This window comes from Flagellimonas onchidii, assembly GCF_004804315.1.
GTDB lineage: Bacteria > Bacteroidota > Bacteroidia > Flavobacteriales > Flavobacteriaceae > Flagellimonas > Flagellimonas onchidii.
Map to the genome: position 1 here is coordinate 141,905 of NZ_SRXX01000004.1, position 17,540 is coordinate 159,444.

Annotated in this window: 14 protein-coding genes and 1 tRNA gene; 4 read left to right on the top strand and 11 right to left on the bottom strand. The window is 39.9% G+C overall.

All coding sequences use genetic code 11. The features are described 5' to 3' along the window. Positions 1 to 187: 187 nt before the first annotated feature. The 3 genes from E4661_RS05890 to E4661_RS05900 all read left to right on the top strand — a co-directional run bounded on the left by E4661_RS05890 (position 188) and on the right by E4661_RS05900 (position 5,940). On the top strand, positions 188 to 3,451 hold the full coding sequence (locus tag E4661_RS05890; protein ID WP_136465903.1) for a SusC/RagA family TonB-linked outer membrane protein: 3,264 nt from the start codon (positions 188 to 190) through the stop codon (positions 3,449 to 3,451). A gap of 11 nt (positions 3,452 to 3,462) precedes the next feature. After that, a complete protein-coding gene (locus tag E4661_RS05895) occupies positions 3,463 to 4,932 on the top strand; it encodes a RagB/SusD family nutrient uptake outer membrane protein (protein WP_136465904.1) in 1,470 nt (489 codons plus the stop codon). A gap of 132 nt (positions 4,933 to 5,064) precedes the next feature. After that, entirely contained in the window at positions 5,065 to 5,940 is an 876-nt protein-coding gene (locus E4661_RS05900) for a DPP IV N-terminal domain-containing protein (protein ID WP_136465905.1), read from the top strand. A gap of 79 nt (positions 5,941 to 6,019) precedes the next feature. Here E4661_RS05900 and E4661_RS05905 read toward each other — a convergent pair whose 3' ends face one another. The 7 genes from E4661_RS05905 to E4661_RS05935 form a co-directional block, all read right to left on the bottom strand. Continuing rightward, on the bottom strand, positions 6,020 to 8,149 hold the full coding sequence (locus E4661_RS05905) for a peptidylprolyl isomerase (RefSeq protein WP_136465906.1): 2,130 nt from the start codon (positions 8,147 to 8,149) through the stop codon (positions 6,020 to 6,022). A 248-nt stretch (positions 8,150 to 8,397) separates the two neighbouring features. Continuing rightward, positions 8,398 to 9,687, bottom strand: a complete 1,290-nt coding sequence (locus tag E4661_RS05910; protein WP_136465907.1) for a hemolysin family protein — start codon at positions 9,685 to 9,687, stop codon at positions 8,398 to 8,400. A gap of 9 nt (positions 9,688 to 9,696) precedes the next feature. Continuing rightward, positions 9,697 to 9,897 (bottom strand): hypothetical protein, encoded by a 201-nt coding sequence (locus E4661_RS05915; protein ID WP_136465908.1) that lies wholly within the window; start codon positions 9,895 to 9,897, stop codon positions 9,697 to 9,699. Then, a complete protein-coding gene (gene lptC, locus E4661_RS05920; protein WP_136465909.1) occupies positions 9,894 to 10,499 on the bottom strand; it encodes an LPS export ABC transporter periplasmic protein LptC in 606 nt (201 codons plus the stop codon). The genes E4661_RS05915 and lptC overlap by 4 nt, the downstream gene beginning before the upstream one ends. 1 nt (position 10,500) lies before the next feature. Beyond that, a complete protein-coding gene (locus tag E4661_RS05925; protein ID WP_136465910.1) occupies positions 10,501 to 11,871 on the bottom strand; it encodes a tetratricopeptide repeat protein in 1,371 nt (456 codons plus the stop codon). 106 nt (positions 11,872 to 11,977) lie between these two features. Further along, positions 11,978 to 13,243, bottom strand: coding sequence for a BamG family beta-barrel-assembly machinery protein (locus E4661_RS05930; protein ID WP_136465911.1), 1,266 nt, complete (start codon positions 13,241 to 13,243; stop codon positions 11,978 to 11,980). Further along, positions 13,244 to 13,972, bottom strand: coding sequence for a type III pantothenate kinase (locus tag E4661_RS05935; RefSeq protein ID WP_136465912.1), 729 nt, complete (start codon positions 13,970 to 13,972; stop codon positions 13,244 to 13,246). Between the two features lie 101 nt (positions 13,973 to 14,073). Between E4661_RS05935 and E4661_RS05940 the strand changes: the two genes are divergently transcribed. Further along, positions 14,074 to 14,146, top strand: a tRNA-Phe gene (locus E4661_RS05940). Between the two features lie 71 nt (positions 14,147 to 14,217). Here E4661_RS05940 and E4661_RS05945 read toward each other — a convergent pair. From E4661_RS05945 to E4661_RS05960, 4 genes are read right to left on the bottom strand one after another with little or no spacing between them, the layout of a single operon-like run. Beyond that, entirely contained in the window at positions 14,218 to 14,802 is a 585-nt protein-coding gene (locus E4661_RS05945; RefSeq protein ID WP_136465913.1) for a RidA family protein, read from the bottom strand. 29 nt (positions 14,803 to 14,831) lie between these two features. Then, positions 14,832 to 16,046 carry an aminotransferase class V-fold PLP-dependent enzyme gene (locus tag E4661_RS05950; protein WP_136465914.1) on the bottom strand — a complete coding sequence of 405 codons (1,215 nt, stop codon included), beginning with the start codon at positions 16,044 to 16,046 and terminating at the stop codon, positions 14,832 to 14,834. 24 nt (positions 16,047 to 16,070) lie between these two features. After that, on the bottom strand, positions 16,071 to 16,538 hold the full coding sequence (locus E4661_RS05955) for a RidA family protein (RefSeq protein WP_136465915.1): 468 nt from the start codon (positions 16,536 to 16,538) through the stop codon (positions 16,071 to 16,073). 49 nt (positions 16,539 to 16,587) lie between these two features. Then, on the bottom strand, positions 16,588 to 17,517 hold the full coding sequence (locus E4661_RS05960) for an RraA family protein (RefSeq protein ID WP_136465916.1): 930 nt from the start codon (positions 17,515 to 17,517) through the stop codon (positions 16,588 to 16,590). Between the last annotated feature and the right edge of the window lie 23 nt (positions 17,518 to 17,540).

A 17,540-nucleotide genomic window follows, 5' to 3' on the forward strand; every position in this document is an offset into this window, starting at 1 on the left:
ACAACTCCAATCCCTTCTTTCATTTTTTTTGCCATGCAATCTGCAAAGTGGGAGCTCTAAATCTTAATTCTTCTTACTGAGATTTTGTTTTCGACATGACATCATGGAAGATTATTTGAATTAGCCTACAAATAAGATTTTCCTCCTGCTTTGACTGATTGCATTGCTAACTCTTAAAACATAATTTATGATTACAAAAAACTTTTGGCTGGCGCTAATGCTATTCTCATGCGTATTTTCTACAGCGCTGGCCCAAGAAAAAAATGTTTCAGGTACCGTTACCGACCAAAACGGGCTCCCGTTGCCTGGTGTCAATATTGTCGTTGATGGAACCACGAATGGCACTCAAACCGATTTTGACGGCAACTACACAATCAGTGCAAGTCAAGGTCAAACATTAATCTTCTCCTACATAGGACAAAAAGATGCCCAAAGAGTAGTTGGTACTACCAGTATCATCAACGTTCAAATGGAGGAGGATACACAAACCCTTGAGGAGGTTATAGTCGTTGCCTACGGAACCCAAAAGAAAGAGGAAATTGCAGGCTCTGTTGCAACGCTTAAGACAGATGATTTGGCCCAAATCCAGACTAGTAATATTACCCAAGGACTGTCAGGGAAAGTTTCCGGTGTTCAAATTATAAACAATACGGGCCAGCCAGGAGATGCTCCATTGGTACGCTTTAGAGGTATTGGGTCCATCAACTCTTCCAGTGAACCATTGTATGTTGTTGACGGCAACGTTTTTAACGGCCAAATAACCTCCATTGCATCTCAAGACATTGAATCGATGACCTTCTTGAAAGATGCTTCGGCAAATGCGCTTTACGGTAGCAGAGGAGCAAATGGAGTAATAATTATTACCACCAAAAAAGGTAAAAAGGAAGGAATCGAGATTACCATCGATAGTAAAGCGGGCTTCAATAGAAGAGCCGTACCCCAGTACGATTTAATTGAGGGGCCGGGACAATATTACGAAGCATGGTTCAATGCATGGAGATTAGCACTAATCAATAGTGGAGCGACCCAAGAAGATGCAGCGGCCGAAGCGGCCGCGGGATTAATTTCTGGAGGTGATTACTCCCTGAACTACAACAGCTATAATGTTCCCGATGACCAAGTAATCGACCCCGCTACAGGAAGACTTAACCCAAATGCCAATTTATTGTATTATGACGATTGGGAAGATGCTGCCTTCAGGACAGGTTCCAGAATCGAAAACTATATTAGTGTAAATGCTTCGTCAGAAAAATCCAGAACCTTTTTATCTCTTGGCCAATTAAAAGATGAAGGGTTTGCCATAAACTCTGGATTTGAGAGGATTACCGGTCGACTTTCCTCAGATTACACCCCAAACAATTGGCTGAACGTAGGAGGAAATGTCAATTACGCACATACCTCCCAAGATTCTCCCATTCAAGGTTTAGGTTCTGGCACTTTAAGCAATTTGTTCGGTTGGGTAAGGAACGTGGCACCAATTTATCCTATTTTTGGTAGAAATGCCGATGGTTCCTTAATCTTTGACGAAACAGGAAACCCTGTATATGATTATGGATCTCCAGCTGATCAGGCACCTGGTCAACGACCTTCCTTCGTAGCTAATACTAACGCCATTGCAACAACTCTTTTAGGTTCCGAAGAAAATATATATGATAATATTTCTGCCAGAGCTTATGCCAAGTTCAGTTTCTTGAAGTATTTTGATTTCATTTACAATGTATCTGCCGATGTTACTTTAGGCAATTTCACACAATACGACACACCAGAAGGAGGAAGTGCCGAATCGGTAAACGGTAGGGTGACCGCTAGATCCAATAGAGGAATCACTTTTACCAATCAACAACTTTTGAACTGGCACAGAGACCTTGGGCCACATTCTTTGGCAATACTGCTGGGTCATGAAAGTTATGATTACAACTTCAGGATTCTTGGGGGGCAAAAAACACAAACTGTTATAAACCAACTTCCAGTATTGGATAATGCAGTGGCTATTGAAGAAGCTTTTGGATATCAAAAAGACTACAATGTCGAAGGGTATTTCTCACGATTAAACTACAGCTACAAAGACAAGTATTTTGTAAATGCAAGTTTTAGAAGAGATGGCACATCAGTTTTTAGTCCTGATAATAAATGGGGGAATTTTTATGGTCTTGGCGCTGCATGGTCTGTTCACAAAGAAGGCTTTATGGATAACCTTTCATGGATGAACACACTTAGATTAAAAGCTAGTACAGGCCAGCAAGGGAATGATGCCATTTTATATGAAGACGATAGAAGGCGTACACCTGGTGACAGAGATAGAAGAAATTACTATGCCTATGCCGATCAATTTGATGTAATCAATGCCGGAGATGACGTGCCTGGAATCACTTTCTTCCAGTTGGGCAATCCTGACTTAGTATGGGAAACTTCAACAAATACCAATGCGGGTATTGAACTGGGTTTATTCAGTAACAGACTAAGTATCAATGCTGAATACTTCAAAAGAGAAGTCGAAGATTTATTATTTTTTAATCCTATTGCGGATTCAGAAGGTGTTGGTTCCATTCCGGAAAACATTGGAGACATGGAAAACAATGGAATCGAAGTGGAGATTTCTGGTGATATTATCCGATCTGACAGCTTTAACTGGAGCCTAAGCCTGAATGGCACGCACTATAAAAACGAAATTACACGCCTTCCAGATGAGTTTATCCGAGACGGAGGCATAAGAGCCTTGCAAGTTGGCGAATCCAGATATGCGTATTACACAAGAGAATGGGCAGGTGTCGATGCAGAAAATGGTAACGCCACTTGGACACAGTATTTCGATGATGCCAACGGCAATGGAGAGCTGGATACCGACGATACGGTAATTCAGGATTTGTCACCTTACCTAAACTCCAACCCAAATGCAACTATAGGAGAAACCACAACTGATAATGCAAATACCGCAACGCAATTTTTTGTAGGTAAAAGTGCCATTCCAGATTTGTTCGGTGGTTTCTCTACCAGATTCGATTACAAAGGTTTTGATTTAAATGTTGGTTTTTCATACCAAATAGGTGGTTATGGTTTTGATGGTGTATACCAAGGATTACTATCAGCCTCCTCCCCAGGAAGCAATATGCATGCCGATGTCCTAACACAAACATGGACCCCTGAAAACACCACAGCTCCATTACCGCGAATAGATACTGTAGACATAACCCAAAACAACAACTCAACTTTGTTTTTAGTGGATGCCTCATATCTTAGTTTGAATGATATCACCTTTGGATACAACTTCGGCAAGAGCATTCTTGATCCATTGGGAATACAATCTTTGAGAATTTATGCTACCGCTAGCAATGTTGCCCTGTGGACAAAAGCAAGGACGGGTTATGACCCCAGGCTAAGTATTACAGGTTTATCTATCAATGAATACTCACTAGGAAGCAGTACCTCTTTAGGACTTACTGTAAAATTCTAAAAAAAGAAATCATGAAAAGAATTATCAATTACATTGTAATAGTATCCTTGTTCCTCAACATAACATCTTGTAGCGAAGATTTTTTGGATACAGAACCTGCAGGATCAATCTCAGCTGAACAGGTTGCCTCTTCCCCTGATGCGAATGCCGCCTTGGTAAGTGGTATTTATGCAAACATGAGAACCACAGGAATTGGAGGAACAACACGGCACGTTGACCATGGGCACAAAGGAATCCTTAGTGCGATGGATATGTGTGGACATGACGTTGTCCTGAACAACTTCAACTGGTACATCTTTTTCTACAATTTCAATGGAAGAATAGCTACCAGTGATCGAACCAGTATTATTTGGACAACCTACTATACCCTTATTGCAGATGCCAACACTGTAATCCTGGGACTAGAAGAAAAAGAAAGCTTGACACAAGAGGAGGAATTTCTACTTGGACAAGCTTTGGCGATAAAAGCGTTTTCTTTGTTTAACTTGGTCAGGGTTTATTCCGACACTTACATAGGCAACGAGAACTCTCCAGGAATTCCCATTCCAGATAAAAGAGAATTCGATGGAAAACCAAGAGGAACAGTTAAAGAGGTATACGATTGGATAATTCCCAGTCTTGAAAGAGCCATTACCCTGCTAGATGGGTTTAGCAGAGATTCTAAACAGGCTATTGACAGGCAAGTAGCTCAGGGTATTTTGGCTCAAGTGTACTTAGAAACAGGAAACTGGTCAGAAGCGGCTACCATGGCTAATGCTGCTAAACAAGGGTATGGCTTGATGACTGGAGAAGAATGGATAACCGATGGCTTTGACCAAATCAGCAACAAAGAATGGATGTGGGGAGCTGAAATCACATCACAACTAACGGGCTTCTATAACTCATACTTTTCACATTTTGACAGTAGCAATGTAGGCTATGGTGGTGACTTAGGAGGGTATAAACTAATGGACTCTCGTTTATATGAACAAATCTCCCCAACCGATTTAAGAAGGCAGGCATGGATTGATCCCATTGAGGGTAATGCAGACTATCCTGACATACCAGGTTATGCCAATATCAAATTCATAGATCCCACATTTTTTGAAGGCGACTTTTTGTACATGAGAGCTTCAGAGATGTGGCTGATTGAAGCGGAGGCCTTGGCTAGAGACGGGAATCCTAGTGCTGCAGATATCCTTTTTGACTTAATATCTTTAAGAGACCCTGAATATGTAAAATCAACCAATACAGGAGACGATTTAGTTGAAGAAATATATCTTCAAAGAAGAATCGAACTTTGGGGTGAAGGATTTGGGTATCTTGACCTCAAAAGACTTAAAAAACCTTTGCAGCGATCAGGAGGAAACCATTTGGACTTTGGCGTAGAAAGTGCTAGGATTCTTGATGAAGCTCCTGGCGGCCCTCTGTTCAAATTCCAGATTCCAGAAGGAGAAATCAGTTCCAATCCGAATATTAATATCGAAGACCAAAACGAATAACACCACACCATCTCTTATGAGCTAATGATAAACAGGGAACTTACTTAAGTTCCCTGTTGTTGTTAGATACATTTAAATTTTACTATTAACTTCTAATTTTATACTTATCTTTTTTAGGCAATAAAGAGATAAATGAACAAAAAGACATTCTTACAAATCCTCTTAATACCATGCCTACTATCTGGTCAAGTTGAAGGATGGAAAGAGGAATGCCTTACCAACAACCCTGCTGACGACCGATATGCCTCCTACTCTCCTGACGGGAATTCAATCGTATTTGAATCCAACAGGGATGGGAATTGGGAAATCTATCTCATGGACAGCAAAGGAGGAAACGTCGAAAGGTTAACAAACAACGCAACCGATGATAGACGTCCCACATGGCACCCCAATGGCAAAAAAGTGTTGTTTGAGTCAAACCAAAACGGGGTCAATGAACTGTATACTATCAAAATACATTCTGGAAAGCGACAAAAGTTCAAACAGCTCTCCATAAAAGGAGAACCTATCTTCGCAGCATTTTCTCCAAACGGCAAAAGAATAGCTGTAAGCATTCAAGAATCTGAACAACAGGGTAATCTTGTGTTATTGAACAAAAAGGGAAAAATATTGGATACCCTGATCGATAACGGCAAACGAAACTTTTACCCTAAATGGTCAAAAGATGGATCAGAAATTGTGTTTTTTTCGAGAATGGACACAGATAATATTGATGACGAAATTTATAGTCTCAATCTGAAGTCTGGTCTCAAAAAAAGATTGACTTATTGGCACAAGCATAACTTTTGCCCCTCATGGTCCGCTGACGATACCCAGATTGTTTATACAACCTCCATGGAGAATACAAGGCCAGAAATTTATATCATGAATGCTAATGGTTCTAACCAACGAAGAATAACAAATAATGAAAACGGGGAAACTCTCCCTAACTGGCATCCTTCCCAAAACAAAATTTTGATCACAGCTTATAGAAATGGTAATTATGAAATCTGCGTGTTGATGCAATAGGATTACTTATACTATCGAAATCCAGAAAACAAGAAAGCCACCTCAAAGGGTGGCTTTTTCATTATACTTTAGATTTCCACTAATAGAAAGTAGCTCTTTTATCTTCGATATCAGCTCCTTCTTTTAGCGCATTGTACACCGCTGCATTTACCTGATTTGAAGCACTGGTCTTAAGCGTGTTGGCATAGGTACTAAAATTGTCCACATTTGGAGCATCTTCTTTGTTTGTAACCTTTACCATAAACACTCCTGTCTCTCCTTCAATAAGTGTGGATGTAGCATCTTTTGCCAATGTAAAGGCAGTTCCAACAACCAAAGGTTCACGACCTGCTCCGGGAATAGTTGGAGATTTTAGGGTCAGTGCAGATGCATTGGACAAACTCACATTATTATCCTTGGCAATAGCATCTATGGTCTTACCTGTGTTATTTGCGATAATTTGTTCCGCTTTACGCTCTTTTCTAATCTTTGGTAAAGCTGTTGCCGAGGCATCCTCGGTGGACATTACGCCATCTTTGTACTTTTTGGTAAGTTGTACCACAGCATAGCCGTTATTGATATTAAATCTTTTGATATCACCAACTTTGGTATCGTCGTTAAATGCCCATTGAACCACTCCCCTTTGTGCGGATAACCCTGGAAGATTCTCATCCATTTCCTTGATTTTGTTCACAGGTCTTACCACATAATTGCTTTCTCTGGCAATATCACCAAAAGCTTCTGCCTCCGCATCAATGGAAGCCATTTCAAACTTGGTCGCATCAGTAAACAATGTATTGATAGTTTCTTCTGAAGGCTCAACTTCCCTTGATAGGGTAGCTACCTGAACAATATCTTGCTTATCATCAATTTTGATGATATGAAAACCGAAATCGGTCTCAACCAAACCAATATCCCCTAAATCATTAGCAAAAAGGAATTCTCTATATGGCGCAGCCAAACCTAGGTTAGATTCCTGAAAATAACCAATATCCCCGGCACGTTGCGCAGCCATGGGCTCGTCTGAATGCTCTCTGGCCAATGCTGCAAAATTGGCATCGGCCTTTTTGGCCTCCACCAGCATCTTTTTTGCTTCTGCTTCTGCTTCTTCTTTTGTTCTAGTAATATCTGCTCCTGCTCTTTCCGAACCTTTGTACGCAAAAAGAATATGGCTCGATTTAACGGAACCATCTTTTTTCTTGTCCATAATCTTGGAAACCTTAAAGAAATCTCCATCTCGATAAGGTCCATAAACCTCACCTACTTCCAAAGTCAAAAGAGTATCGGAAGCCACGGCGGGCAGGTCGCTTTTAGCTTTGTAAATGGTATCGAACTTGCTATCTGAGTTTCTATCCAAAAAGGCAGTCATATCTTGGGTGTTCCTAAACCCTGGAATGGTATCCGTTGCATCTCTTTCCTCTGAATACTCAACAGAATCGTCCAAAAGAGCCGTAATGGCATCCTCCACTGCTTTTTCATCGGCAACAGAAGCCTTTTCTTCAAAATAAACAAAACGAATATCCCTTGCCTTCTCTTGTTTAAAATCATCTTTGTGATTGTTGATATAGGCCTGGATATCATCTTTGGAAACTTGAATGGTGCTGTCCGCTATGGAAGTATAGGGCACCCGTACATATTGAATGTCCACTTTTTCGTTGGACATTTTGTAATCGAACTCTCCTTCTGATAGCGTAGCAGCAACTCCTCCCTTAATCAAGTTGAAGTACATACGTTCTTTGGCCAGTTGTATGATTCTAGCCTCATCTTGCAACCAAGCATCATATCGCAAAGGGTCATTGGCTTTCCAATCTGCAATCGCACTTCGGAACACCTCTTCATTGAAGAAACCGTTTTCATCCTGAAAATCTGGAATCTGTGCATAGCCCGAAGTTTTCACATATTCAATGATCTGGTCACTTTCCACATCAATACCCAAATCTTCGAATTGTTGCTCCAAAATAGTTCTTCTTACCTCTTGGTCAAAAATGGTGTTAACCAATTGGGTAGAGGAAACGGTTGGGCCGTATCTTCTTGAAGCATTCTCCACTTCTTTTCTAAAGTCATCAATGGAAATACTTTCCCCATTTATTTCTGCCACAGCGGAGCCAACTTTTGCACCTCCAAGATCATTACTGGTAAAGACTCCCGATATTACAAATGCGAACAATGCCATACCAATGATCAAAATCAGTACAGTGGTCCGTTTTCTAATATTCTCTAATATTGCCATTTTACTGCTTGTTTTCCGTGAACTCTTTTAAACTTTTACAAATTGGTTAAAAAATTACCGTTTCGCCGCCATACATCGCCTTTTTCTTATTCCTTAGCCCAGCTATGCAATGCGAAAAAGCCTTCATCTGGCATCAAAACCTTTCATTTTCACTTCAATCCAAAAAGCCTAAATGAGTTCAATAATTTCAGTGGGCGAAAATACCATTTTCTTTTCAAATAGGAAAGCACTATAACCTACTGAAATTGTTAATCTTCGGTATGCACATGGACACTTACCAAGTCGATTTTGGTATTGGAGACCTCAAGAATACGGAAAGTGAAATTTTCAGTCTTTATTTCTGAGTCCAATTCTGGTATTTCGCCAGTTTCATTCATAATCAATCCGCCTAAAGTTTCATATTCCTCACTTTCCGGAAGTTCAAGCCTATAGTTTTCATTAATATAGTCTACTTCCATCCTGGCGGAGAATTTGTATACGTTCTCGCTCAACTGTTCTTCATGCAGATCGGTTGAATCATGCTCATCTTCAATTTCCCCAAATAGTTCCTCCACGATATCTTCGACCGTCATAATACCAGAAGTTCCTCCGTATTCGTCCAAGACAACCGCCATACTTTTGCGCTTTTTGGTCAAAACATTGAGTATATCCTGAATCAACATGGTCTCAGGAACGAACTCTACCGGTAATAAGATGCTTTTTATGGTCTTGGGTTTTTTGAAGAGTTCATAAGAATGCACATACCCGATAATCTCATCTATGCTTTCTTTGTACACCAATATTTTGGAATATCCAGTTTCAGAGAACAGTTTTGCCAAATTTTTAGGTGTTTCGTGGAGTTCAACGGCCATAATTTCGGTTCGTGGTACCATGACTTCCCTCGCCTTTACGGTTGAGAATTCGAGCGCATTCTGAAAAATCTGTATCTCAGAGTCAACCTCATCCTCTTCTTCTACCGTTTCCATTTGCTCGGTAATATAATCTCCCAGCTCCAATTTGGTAAAGGCCAATTGCACTTGGTCTCCTTCTGTCTTAAAAAAAACCTTGAGGATAAAGTCAGATATTTTAATAACAATCCACGAAAAAAACCAAAACAACAGATAGAAAATGTAGGCTGGAACCGCAAACACTTTCAACAAGGTGTTGGAATAAATTTGAAACAATACTTTGGGCAAAAATTCCGCCGTAACCAAAATGATCAAAGTGGAGATCATAGTCTGGGAAAACAAGCTAAAATCCGTGAGCAGTGCGTTTAGAAATTCTGATGTGGTCGGAAGCAGCTGTTGAAACCATTCCATAAGCAAGTCGCCCATGAACAAGCCATAAACGACAAGGGCGATGTTATTACCAATCAGCATGGTGGCAATAAATTTAGAAGGTTTTTGCGTTAGCCATGTCAATACTTTGGCAAAAAAGCCTTCTTGCTTTTTCTCAATTTCTATGTGGATTCTGTTAGCGGACACATAAGCAATCTCCATTCCGGAAAAGAAGGCCGAAAACAATAAAGAGAGTATTATAATTACAATCGCCGGACTCAACGCAATTCGCTATTGGTTTTCTTTTTTGCGCTGTTCAAAACGCTTACGATATTTTCTACGGAACAAAAACATTGCTATCGACACAACCGCAAAGAATATAAAAATATAGGTTTCTTTGGGATCAACACTCCAAAGTTCAGCAATCTTATATATTGAAGCCACGGCCACCGCCAAATACAGGTATTCTGTATATCTTAAAATCTTGATCATTGTTCTTCTTCTTTTATCGTTTTAAGACCATATGTTTTATGGGCCTTCAAAAAATTAAAGTCCCTATTGAAGTCTATTCCCTCTCCGTGCATCACTGTACCATCATTCAAATCTGTGTGCAAAAATTCCCTCTCAGTGAAAATCCAGTTGTTTTTTCTGTCAACGTACAATTGGGAGGTCTCTAGTTTTCTGCCCTCATGTGTTTCAATAACCACGTTTCCACGAAGGTCAATCAAATCCGTTTGAGTATAGACTATTCCGTAGTCTGCAGTGACCACACTCTTCTGATTTTTAGAATCAAAAAAGTCGACCTTTAATCCATTAGGAAAGGTACGATATTTAAAATTTTGATTGTCATAGTCTTCAGAAATTGGACTTGTCAATATCGCGATTACCTTAGAACTATCAACATCCTCTGAAGCCAATTCCTTTGGTATTTCCGTATAGGTAAGTTCAAAGTTCTGTGCTATCCCTTGAGGAAAAACTGGTTTAACTGCCTCTTCTCCAATCCTTTGGTAGTTATCCTTACAGGATATAAAAAGGATTGCCACGGTGGATACCGTGGCAAAACACTTTAAAATATTTTGAAATGTTTGTTTCACATTATAGATTAGGCACCTTTACACTGCCACCTACCCAACAGCTGAAAGTAACTCTTTTACCGGCCATTCCCGAACTAAAGATCATTTCTTTGGTAGGAGCTTTGGCTGCGTAACTTGCAGCCGATTTGCTAGCACGTCCGCTCAAAGATGGATCTACACGACCAGCCTTTCTTGCCATTTCAGCAGCCTTCCAATAGATTGCCCTCTTCTCAAATGGAGTATTTCCACAAGCATTCGCACTACCCGCGTATAGATTCGCAATCAGCAAGTAAGCTTTTCCATTCGCTGGATTGGCATCAACCGCTTTAAGCGCGTAGTTTCTAGCTTGGGATTTACTGCTTCTTCTTACAGTTGTAGCAATTTTATATAGGATATTGGATTTTCTATGAGAATCTGTTTCCAATTCCACTGCTTTGTTAAAGTCAGCTATAGCTCCTTTATTGTCCCCTGCTTTTTGTTTTAAAACACCTCCATACATATATGCATCTGCAGATGGGTCCAAAGCCAATTGGGCTTCAAATAGTTTTCTAAACATAGGGTCGTCGGTACATTCTTTGGAGAACATTCTACCTACGGCACGTTTCACCCAATTTACATCACCCTTTTTCTCTTCATAACTTTTTTCATAAAGAGGAATCAGGTTTCCACAGTCAGCCAAAGCACCCAATTTTGAATCGATACTTCCAGCGATTTTACCATAAGACTTGGAGTTAATTGTGGCGGCCTTAAATTGCCTTTTTTCCTTGGAGGTCAAAGTTCCCAATGAATCCTTTGGAAGCAATTTAGTGACAATGTTGGTAAGCTTTTTATTTTCTTCCTCTACCTTTTCGGTAACATCATCATAAACATCGAAAACTTCTTGAAGATCCTTTTTCCCTTCGCCATGCAAATCTACCAAGCTTGAGAAATAAAGGTAAAGTGCTTTTGGGTTTTTAAAGTTTTTCTTGTCTTCTTTAAAGGCATTGCCCAACATATCATAAAGCTGTTCATCTGAAGCCATTTTGTTGTCATAAGACAATAAAGCTTTATCAATCGCCACACCGGCTTTGCTGAACTTATTCGGGAAATACTTTAGACTATTGTCATAAAGAGACATTAAATCTTGGATGTATCCATCTTTGTCCGTCCCGGAAGAATTCTTGATTTTATATGCCAAGATTTTTTCTCCATAGGAAAAGTTGGCCTTATTGATATCTGGACAGCTTTCGTAAACCATTTTCCAAGGTTCGTAAGCTGCATCATAATTTTTAACTTTTGCGTGTTCGGCGTAAATGGAAAGATTGGTCATGCACTCAGGGTTTTGAGCTTGGGCCATACTTAATCCCATCGACAAAAGTATCGCTATCATGGTTAAGTAGTGTTTCTTCTTCATCTTACTAATTTTAAAGCGGTTAATGTACAAATTTTCATTAAAAAATCGTCTTAAAGCGACATATATTGGTGGTTATTTATGGATATTTCAAAAAAAATAGATGTTCTTAATTTATTTTTCTTTTTTGGAACCATCTATCATTAAGCGACAAACCAATATTGACCTTAAGATAACTTTCTTCTATAAGGTTAGCATCGGTTGTTCCGCGTCTTCCGAGTTCGAACCCTACGTTGACATTGGAAAGATTATATCCCAACGGTAAGCCAAGTCCAAAAGTTATGCCAAAATCGTTTATCTCTTTTCCATTTACCTGTAGCCCACTCTTGTCGTACCTTAAGCCGGCACGATAGGTAATTCTTTTAAAATAGCTGGAAAGAGATCTGTAATCAGGAATATAATATCCCCCTAAAGCAAAAGTTGAAGCATCGCTGTATGTTACGTTTTCCAATCCCAAAAAGTCATTTTTGAACTCCCCGAATTTTTGAAAACTATATTCCCCTCCGAGCAACCATTTTTTATTTTCACCAAAACCTAGGCCCAGGGTAGTTCTTGTTGGAATCTTAAGTTCGGTGTTTCTTCGATTGGTAACATCTAAATTTACGTCCACCACTTCTACATCACTTCCATTTACTGTTGAAAACGACCCCAAGCGAGCTGAATTTTTTGACACCAAGTTTACCTGTGTGTTCACCAAAGCCGAAACATACAGCGTATACTTGTCCTTTATAGTTGGATTATAGTTGAGAGCGTAATTAAAGTCATATCCGTTTATACGGGATTCGCGTGTGTCAAGAGTTCCCAACTGTACATTTTCTACACTTTGCAGTCTTCGATAGGTCAAGGTGCCAAAATTGAAGTTAGCTGTTGCTCCCAAACTTAAATTCTTGATTGGCTCAAATCCAACAGATAGAAAGACCCTATTCAAACCACCTTCTCCGGTAAAGGCATTGGTTACGGTTTGCCCATTGGAATTGGTGCTTTCATCTCTTAAATTATAGCCTACGGAAGAAAAAGGCATTAGACCAAAGGCAACACCTGTCTTTTTTGCAATAGGAAAGCCTATCGCCAGGTAATCGAGATTCGTAATAGATGTGTTTTGTTGTTCATTGGCATCCTTTAACCTTAACTCAGTACGAGAAATTCCTGCCGTATAGGTAGTTACTCTGAGTTTGGAGTATGCAGCCGGATTGGTAAGGTTCAAATGGATACTATCTCCATACATACTGATGCCACCCATCATTTGATTTTCAACTGTACCACTATTTCTAAGGTCGCCTATTCCAAAATATGAATAAGGTGATACGGTTCCGTTCTGTGCAAAAACACCTTGCGCGACCACGCAAAATATAGTGATCAAAAATTTCTTTACCATCTAGCGTTTGTTGTATTCCAGCAAGTAATTAAGCCCCTCCAAGAGAAATTTAGAATTCGCAAATATGGTATTTTTTAGTCGTTTAGCAAAAAAATGGGAGTCCCCGCCTGTTAAAATAACTGTTAAATGTTGGAAGCGGGTTTTATACTGATCAATAATTCCATCCATTTCTTGTAAAATACCGTTCATAACCCCACTGTGTATGCTGGTTTGGGTGGAATTCCCAATAAAATCTAAAATTTCTTCCGGTGATAGTATTGGTAGTTTTGCAGTTTGATCATGCATAGCTCTGTACCGCATTCGCACCCCTGGTGAAATCGCTCCACCCACATATTCTCCGGTATTGTTAATCATATCGTAGGTGATACACGTTCCCGCATCGATTACCATTGTGTTTCCTCTAGGGTTTTGATAAAATGCCGAAGTAGCCAAAGCAATCCGATCCATTCCCAAAGTGTTTGGTGTGGCATAGCTGTTTTTAAATGGGATTTTTGAGTCACCTGACAAAACATGGACTTTACAGAATAAAGAGACTATGTCTCTCTCCCTGTTTTCCAAAGGTCCGACAGAAGATATTATAGCGTAGTCTATCTTTGGATAAAGCTCAAATAGTTCTTTAACTTTAGACAAGAACAATCTCGATTCTGAGCTTTGATCAAACAACATCTTCCCATTCTCAAAAACTGCGTATTTTATCAATGTATTCCCTATGTCTATAACAAGGTTCATATTACAAAGATGAAGAATTGAAAAAAAACCCTTGCCTTTTTTCAAGTTTTTGTTTGTATATCCTAATTTTGAAATTATATTTGCACCCGCTTATTGAGCATGGTACCTTAGCTCAGTTGGTAGAGCAACGGACTGAAAATCCGTGTGTCCCTGGTTCGATTCCTGGAGGTACCACAAGAAAAAACCGCAATTATCTTTTAACAAGATGTTGCGGTTTTCTTGTTTTATGAGGTTTTAACAAGCAATTATTCCACCTCAACAATCATTTCAATTTCCACAGCTATGTTGGTAGGAAGAGAGCCCATTCCTACCGCAGCCCGAGCATGTTTTCCTTTTTCGCCAAACACTTGGACCATTAAATCTGAGTAACCGTTAATGACTTTTGGATGATCGGTAAAATCAGGAGCAGCATTAACCATACCCAGCACCTTGACAATCCGTTTCACCTTGCTCAAATCTCCCAACTCTGCTTTTAACACAGACAATTGATTAATGGCAGTCACTCTAGCAGCATAATATCCTTCTTCAATGGATAGGTCTTCTCCCACCTTACCTGTTATGTATTCCCCATTGGATTGTAAAGGGCCTTTACCTGCCAAAAAAATAAGATTACCGGTGCGAACGGCATTTACATAATTGGCTACGGGAGCCGAAGGCGTGCTTAATTCAATTTCCAACGCTTTGAGTTTAGCCTCCGGATTATAGTCTGGATTACTTTTTTCTACAACCGTATCCATATCTGTTTTGGAAGTTTCTTCTTTTTTTTCATGAGAAATTACACAGGATGCCAACAACATCACAAGAAAAATTCCTTGAAGAAGGGTTTTCATGATCTAAGATTTATAAGTTCTTTATAAAATTAAGCGTTTTCCAATACTTCTTTGACTCTATGGGCCACAATTCTTTCTTGACCGGGGACCATCATCCATGTAGTAATCCCTATCGTATCCTCACCCCCAACCGTAGCGATGGAAGGATGACCTTCTTGTAACTGTTTCCTTGCTTCCTTGGCTGAAATCTTGACCTTATTTTGATTCCATGTAATCTTTAATGATGGAACATGGTTTGCGTACGGAGGAACATGAATCTCTGTTTCAACTCCGTCCACGGACAATGCACTATCACTAATCAATTTAATCTGGTCTTCCCACAACTTCCATTCGGCATCATGGTCTTTTTGCAAATAGGTTTCTAAAGCTACCAACATGCCCAATACCTCTTCTTTGTTTACTTTCATTCCCCTACCTATGGTAGTTCCTCGAGGCGGAGTGTGTAATCTAGCGGCTTCTATGTACTTGCGTTTCCCTAACAATAGACCTGCACTTTGAGGGCCCCGGATTCCCTTTCCTCCCGAAAAAGCAACTAAATCAAACCCCATTTTAGTGAATTTGAACAAATTCTCCACAGGAGGCACATCAGCAGCACAATCAATAAAGGTGGGTATATTATGTTTTTTACCCAATGCCACGAATTCTTCTCGACTTATTTCTCCTTGGTCTGTATTAGCATTCAAATACCACAGCATGGCAGTATTTTTGTTGATTGCTTTTTCCAAATCTTTTGCTGTTTTTACCCAGACCAATTTGGCTCCAACATTGGTCAAAGCTTTTGAATATCCAATATTATGGGACTCCTGAATAATCACCTCGTTTTTTATACCTGTGGTATCTGGTAATTGGGTAACAATTTTTTGATCCATTCCTGAAAGCACCCCGGCCATACCAATGGACATGGCTCCAAATGCGCCCGACGACACGGTAGCATACTCACAATCCAATAATTCGGCTATGCGCTCGCCAACTTTATCTTGCAATTCATCCAAATTCACATATTCAGTTGCTCCAAAAGTGATTGCTGACAACACTTCTTTTGGCATCTGCGATCCCGTCATGGATGTATATGTACCCGCCGCATTGATAAATGTTCTTAGACCCAATTCTTTAAAAAAGTTGCGTGATGCCGGTGTTTCTGCGGCCGCTTGTATCATTTGCGGGGTTAATAATCCTGTCCCCACCAATCCTCCAACAACAGGAAGACTTGAAAGGGTCTTTAATAGTTTTCTTCTAGTAAGCATATCGTATGTTTTTTTGATTTTAGTCTAGTCTACTGCGGCAATACAGTCTATTTCTACTAATGAGTCTCCTGGAACACCTCCATAAACAGCCACTGTAGTGCGTACTGGAGGCTTCTCTCCAAAACGTCCTCTGTAAACCTCATTCATACCATGGTAATCATTCAAATCATGGAGATACACGTTTACCTTGAGTACCTTGTCCATAGAAGAGCCGTTTTTCACAAGCTCCTTTTCAATCTCTTTAAGTACATGATCAGTATGGGATTTAATATCCCCATCAAAATGTGCACCCTTACCAGCCACATAAAGTGTATTTCCATGCTTTACAGCTCCTGAAAACAATGGAATCTTCTTGTCCTGAACAATCTCACCAACAACCTCTTTTTTAGGCTTTGGGTCCTTGCCCATAGCTTTTACGGTACCTACACCCAAGAGTGCAGCCACACCCATCCCCAATTTTTTAAATGCTGATCTTCTATTTGTTTTTTCCATTTTTATAGTGCTTTAATTAATGATTTGTTTTAATCTTTTTAATAGTTTGTTACCACATTCTTTTTTCCAACAGTTCTTTTACTTGTTCTTTTGGAACAGGCAATTCATCAATATGGCTTCTTAGCCAATCAGAAAAATCTTTTTCTATTTCTTCTGACCATTTGTTATCGATTTGTCCAGGAGTGTATTTGCCTTCTTTCAGTCTCGTAATTCCGAACAAATCCCGAAGTCTGACCACTTCCGAAGTGACCACCACTTTTTCCGCCAAATGCGACGGAATAAACATGATTCCTTCACGCTTAGCCAACACAATATCCCCTGGAAGTACTGTGGCGGCACCTATGCGAATAGGCGTATTAATGCTCAGTAACATTACCTCGGTAAGAAACGATGGGTCCCACCCCCGTACAAAGGCATTGAATCCATCAATCTCTGATAAGCCTTCCATATCCCTGCTTGACGCGTTGAACACCACTCCGTTTTTGGATTTTGCATATATGGAATTTCCAAGATTATCCCCAATCAACGTTCCATTGACTATTTTACCGAAAGCATCTGCAACATATACGTCGCCTTCGACCAACATATCGATAGGCCATGAATTGGTATTTCCAATTCGTCCGTCTGCTTTTCCTTTTTTCTTAATCTGATCAGATACATCTGGGCGGTTGGGCATATATTGAACGGTTAATGCGCGACCTACGACCGGAACGTCATCGTGAAGCGGTTGCCATCCACTTTCAAACTGGTTATGGTAGCCTTCATTCCGTAATACGCCCCACGCCTCTTCTATGGTAACGTTTTTCATACGTTCCAGAACATCATCGGCCACTTTTGGTCGTCCGTCCTCAAACCGTTCTCCAGTCCATTGAGGTGTTAAAAACAACATTTGTTCCTTTGTCATGGTCTGGGCCAATACGTTGCCAAAGGTAAATAGTAGAAGACCTATGGAAAATGATAGTTTATAGATTGATGTCATGTTGAAAAATTTGGTTGTGTTCA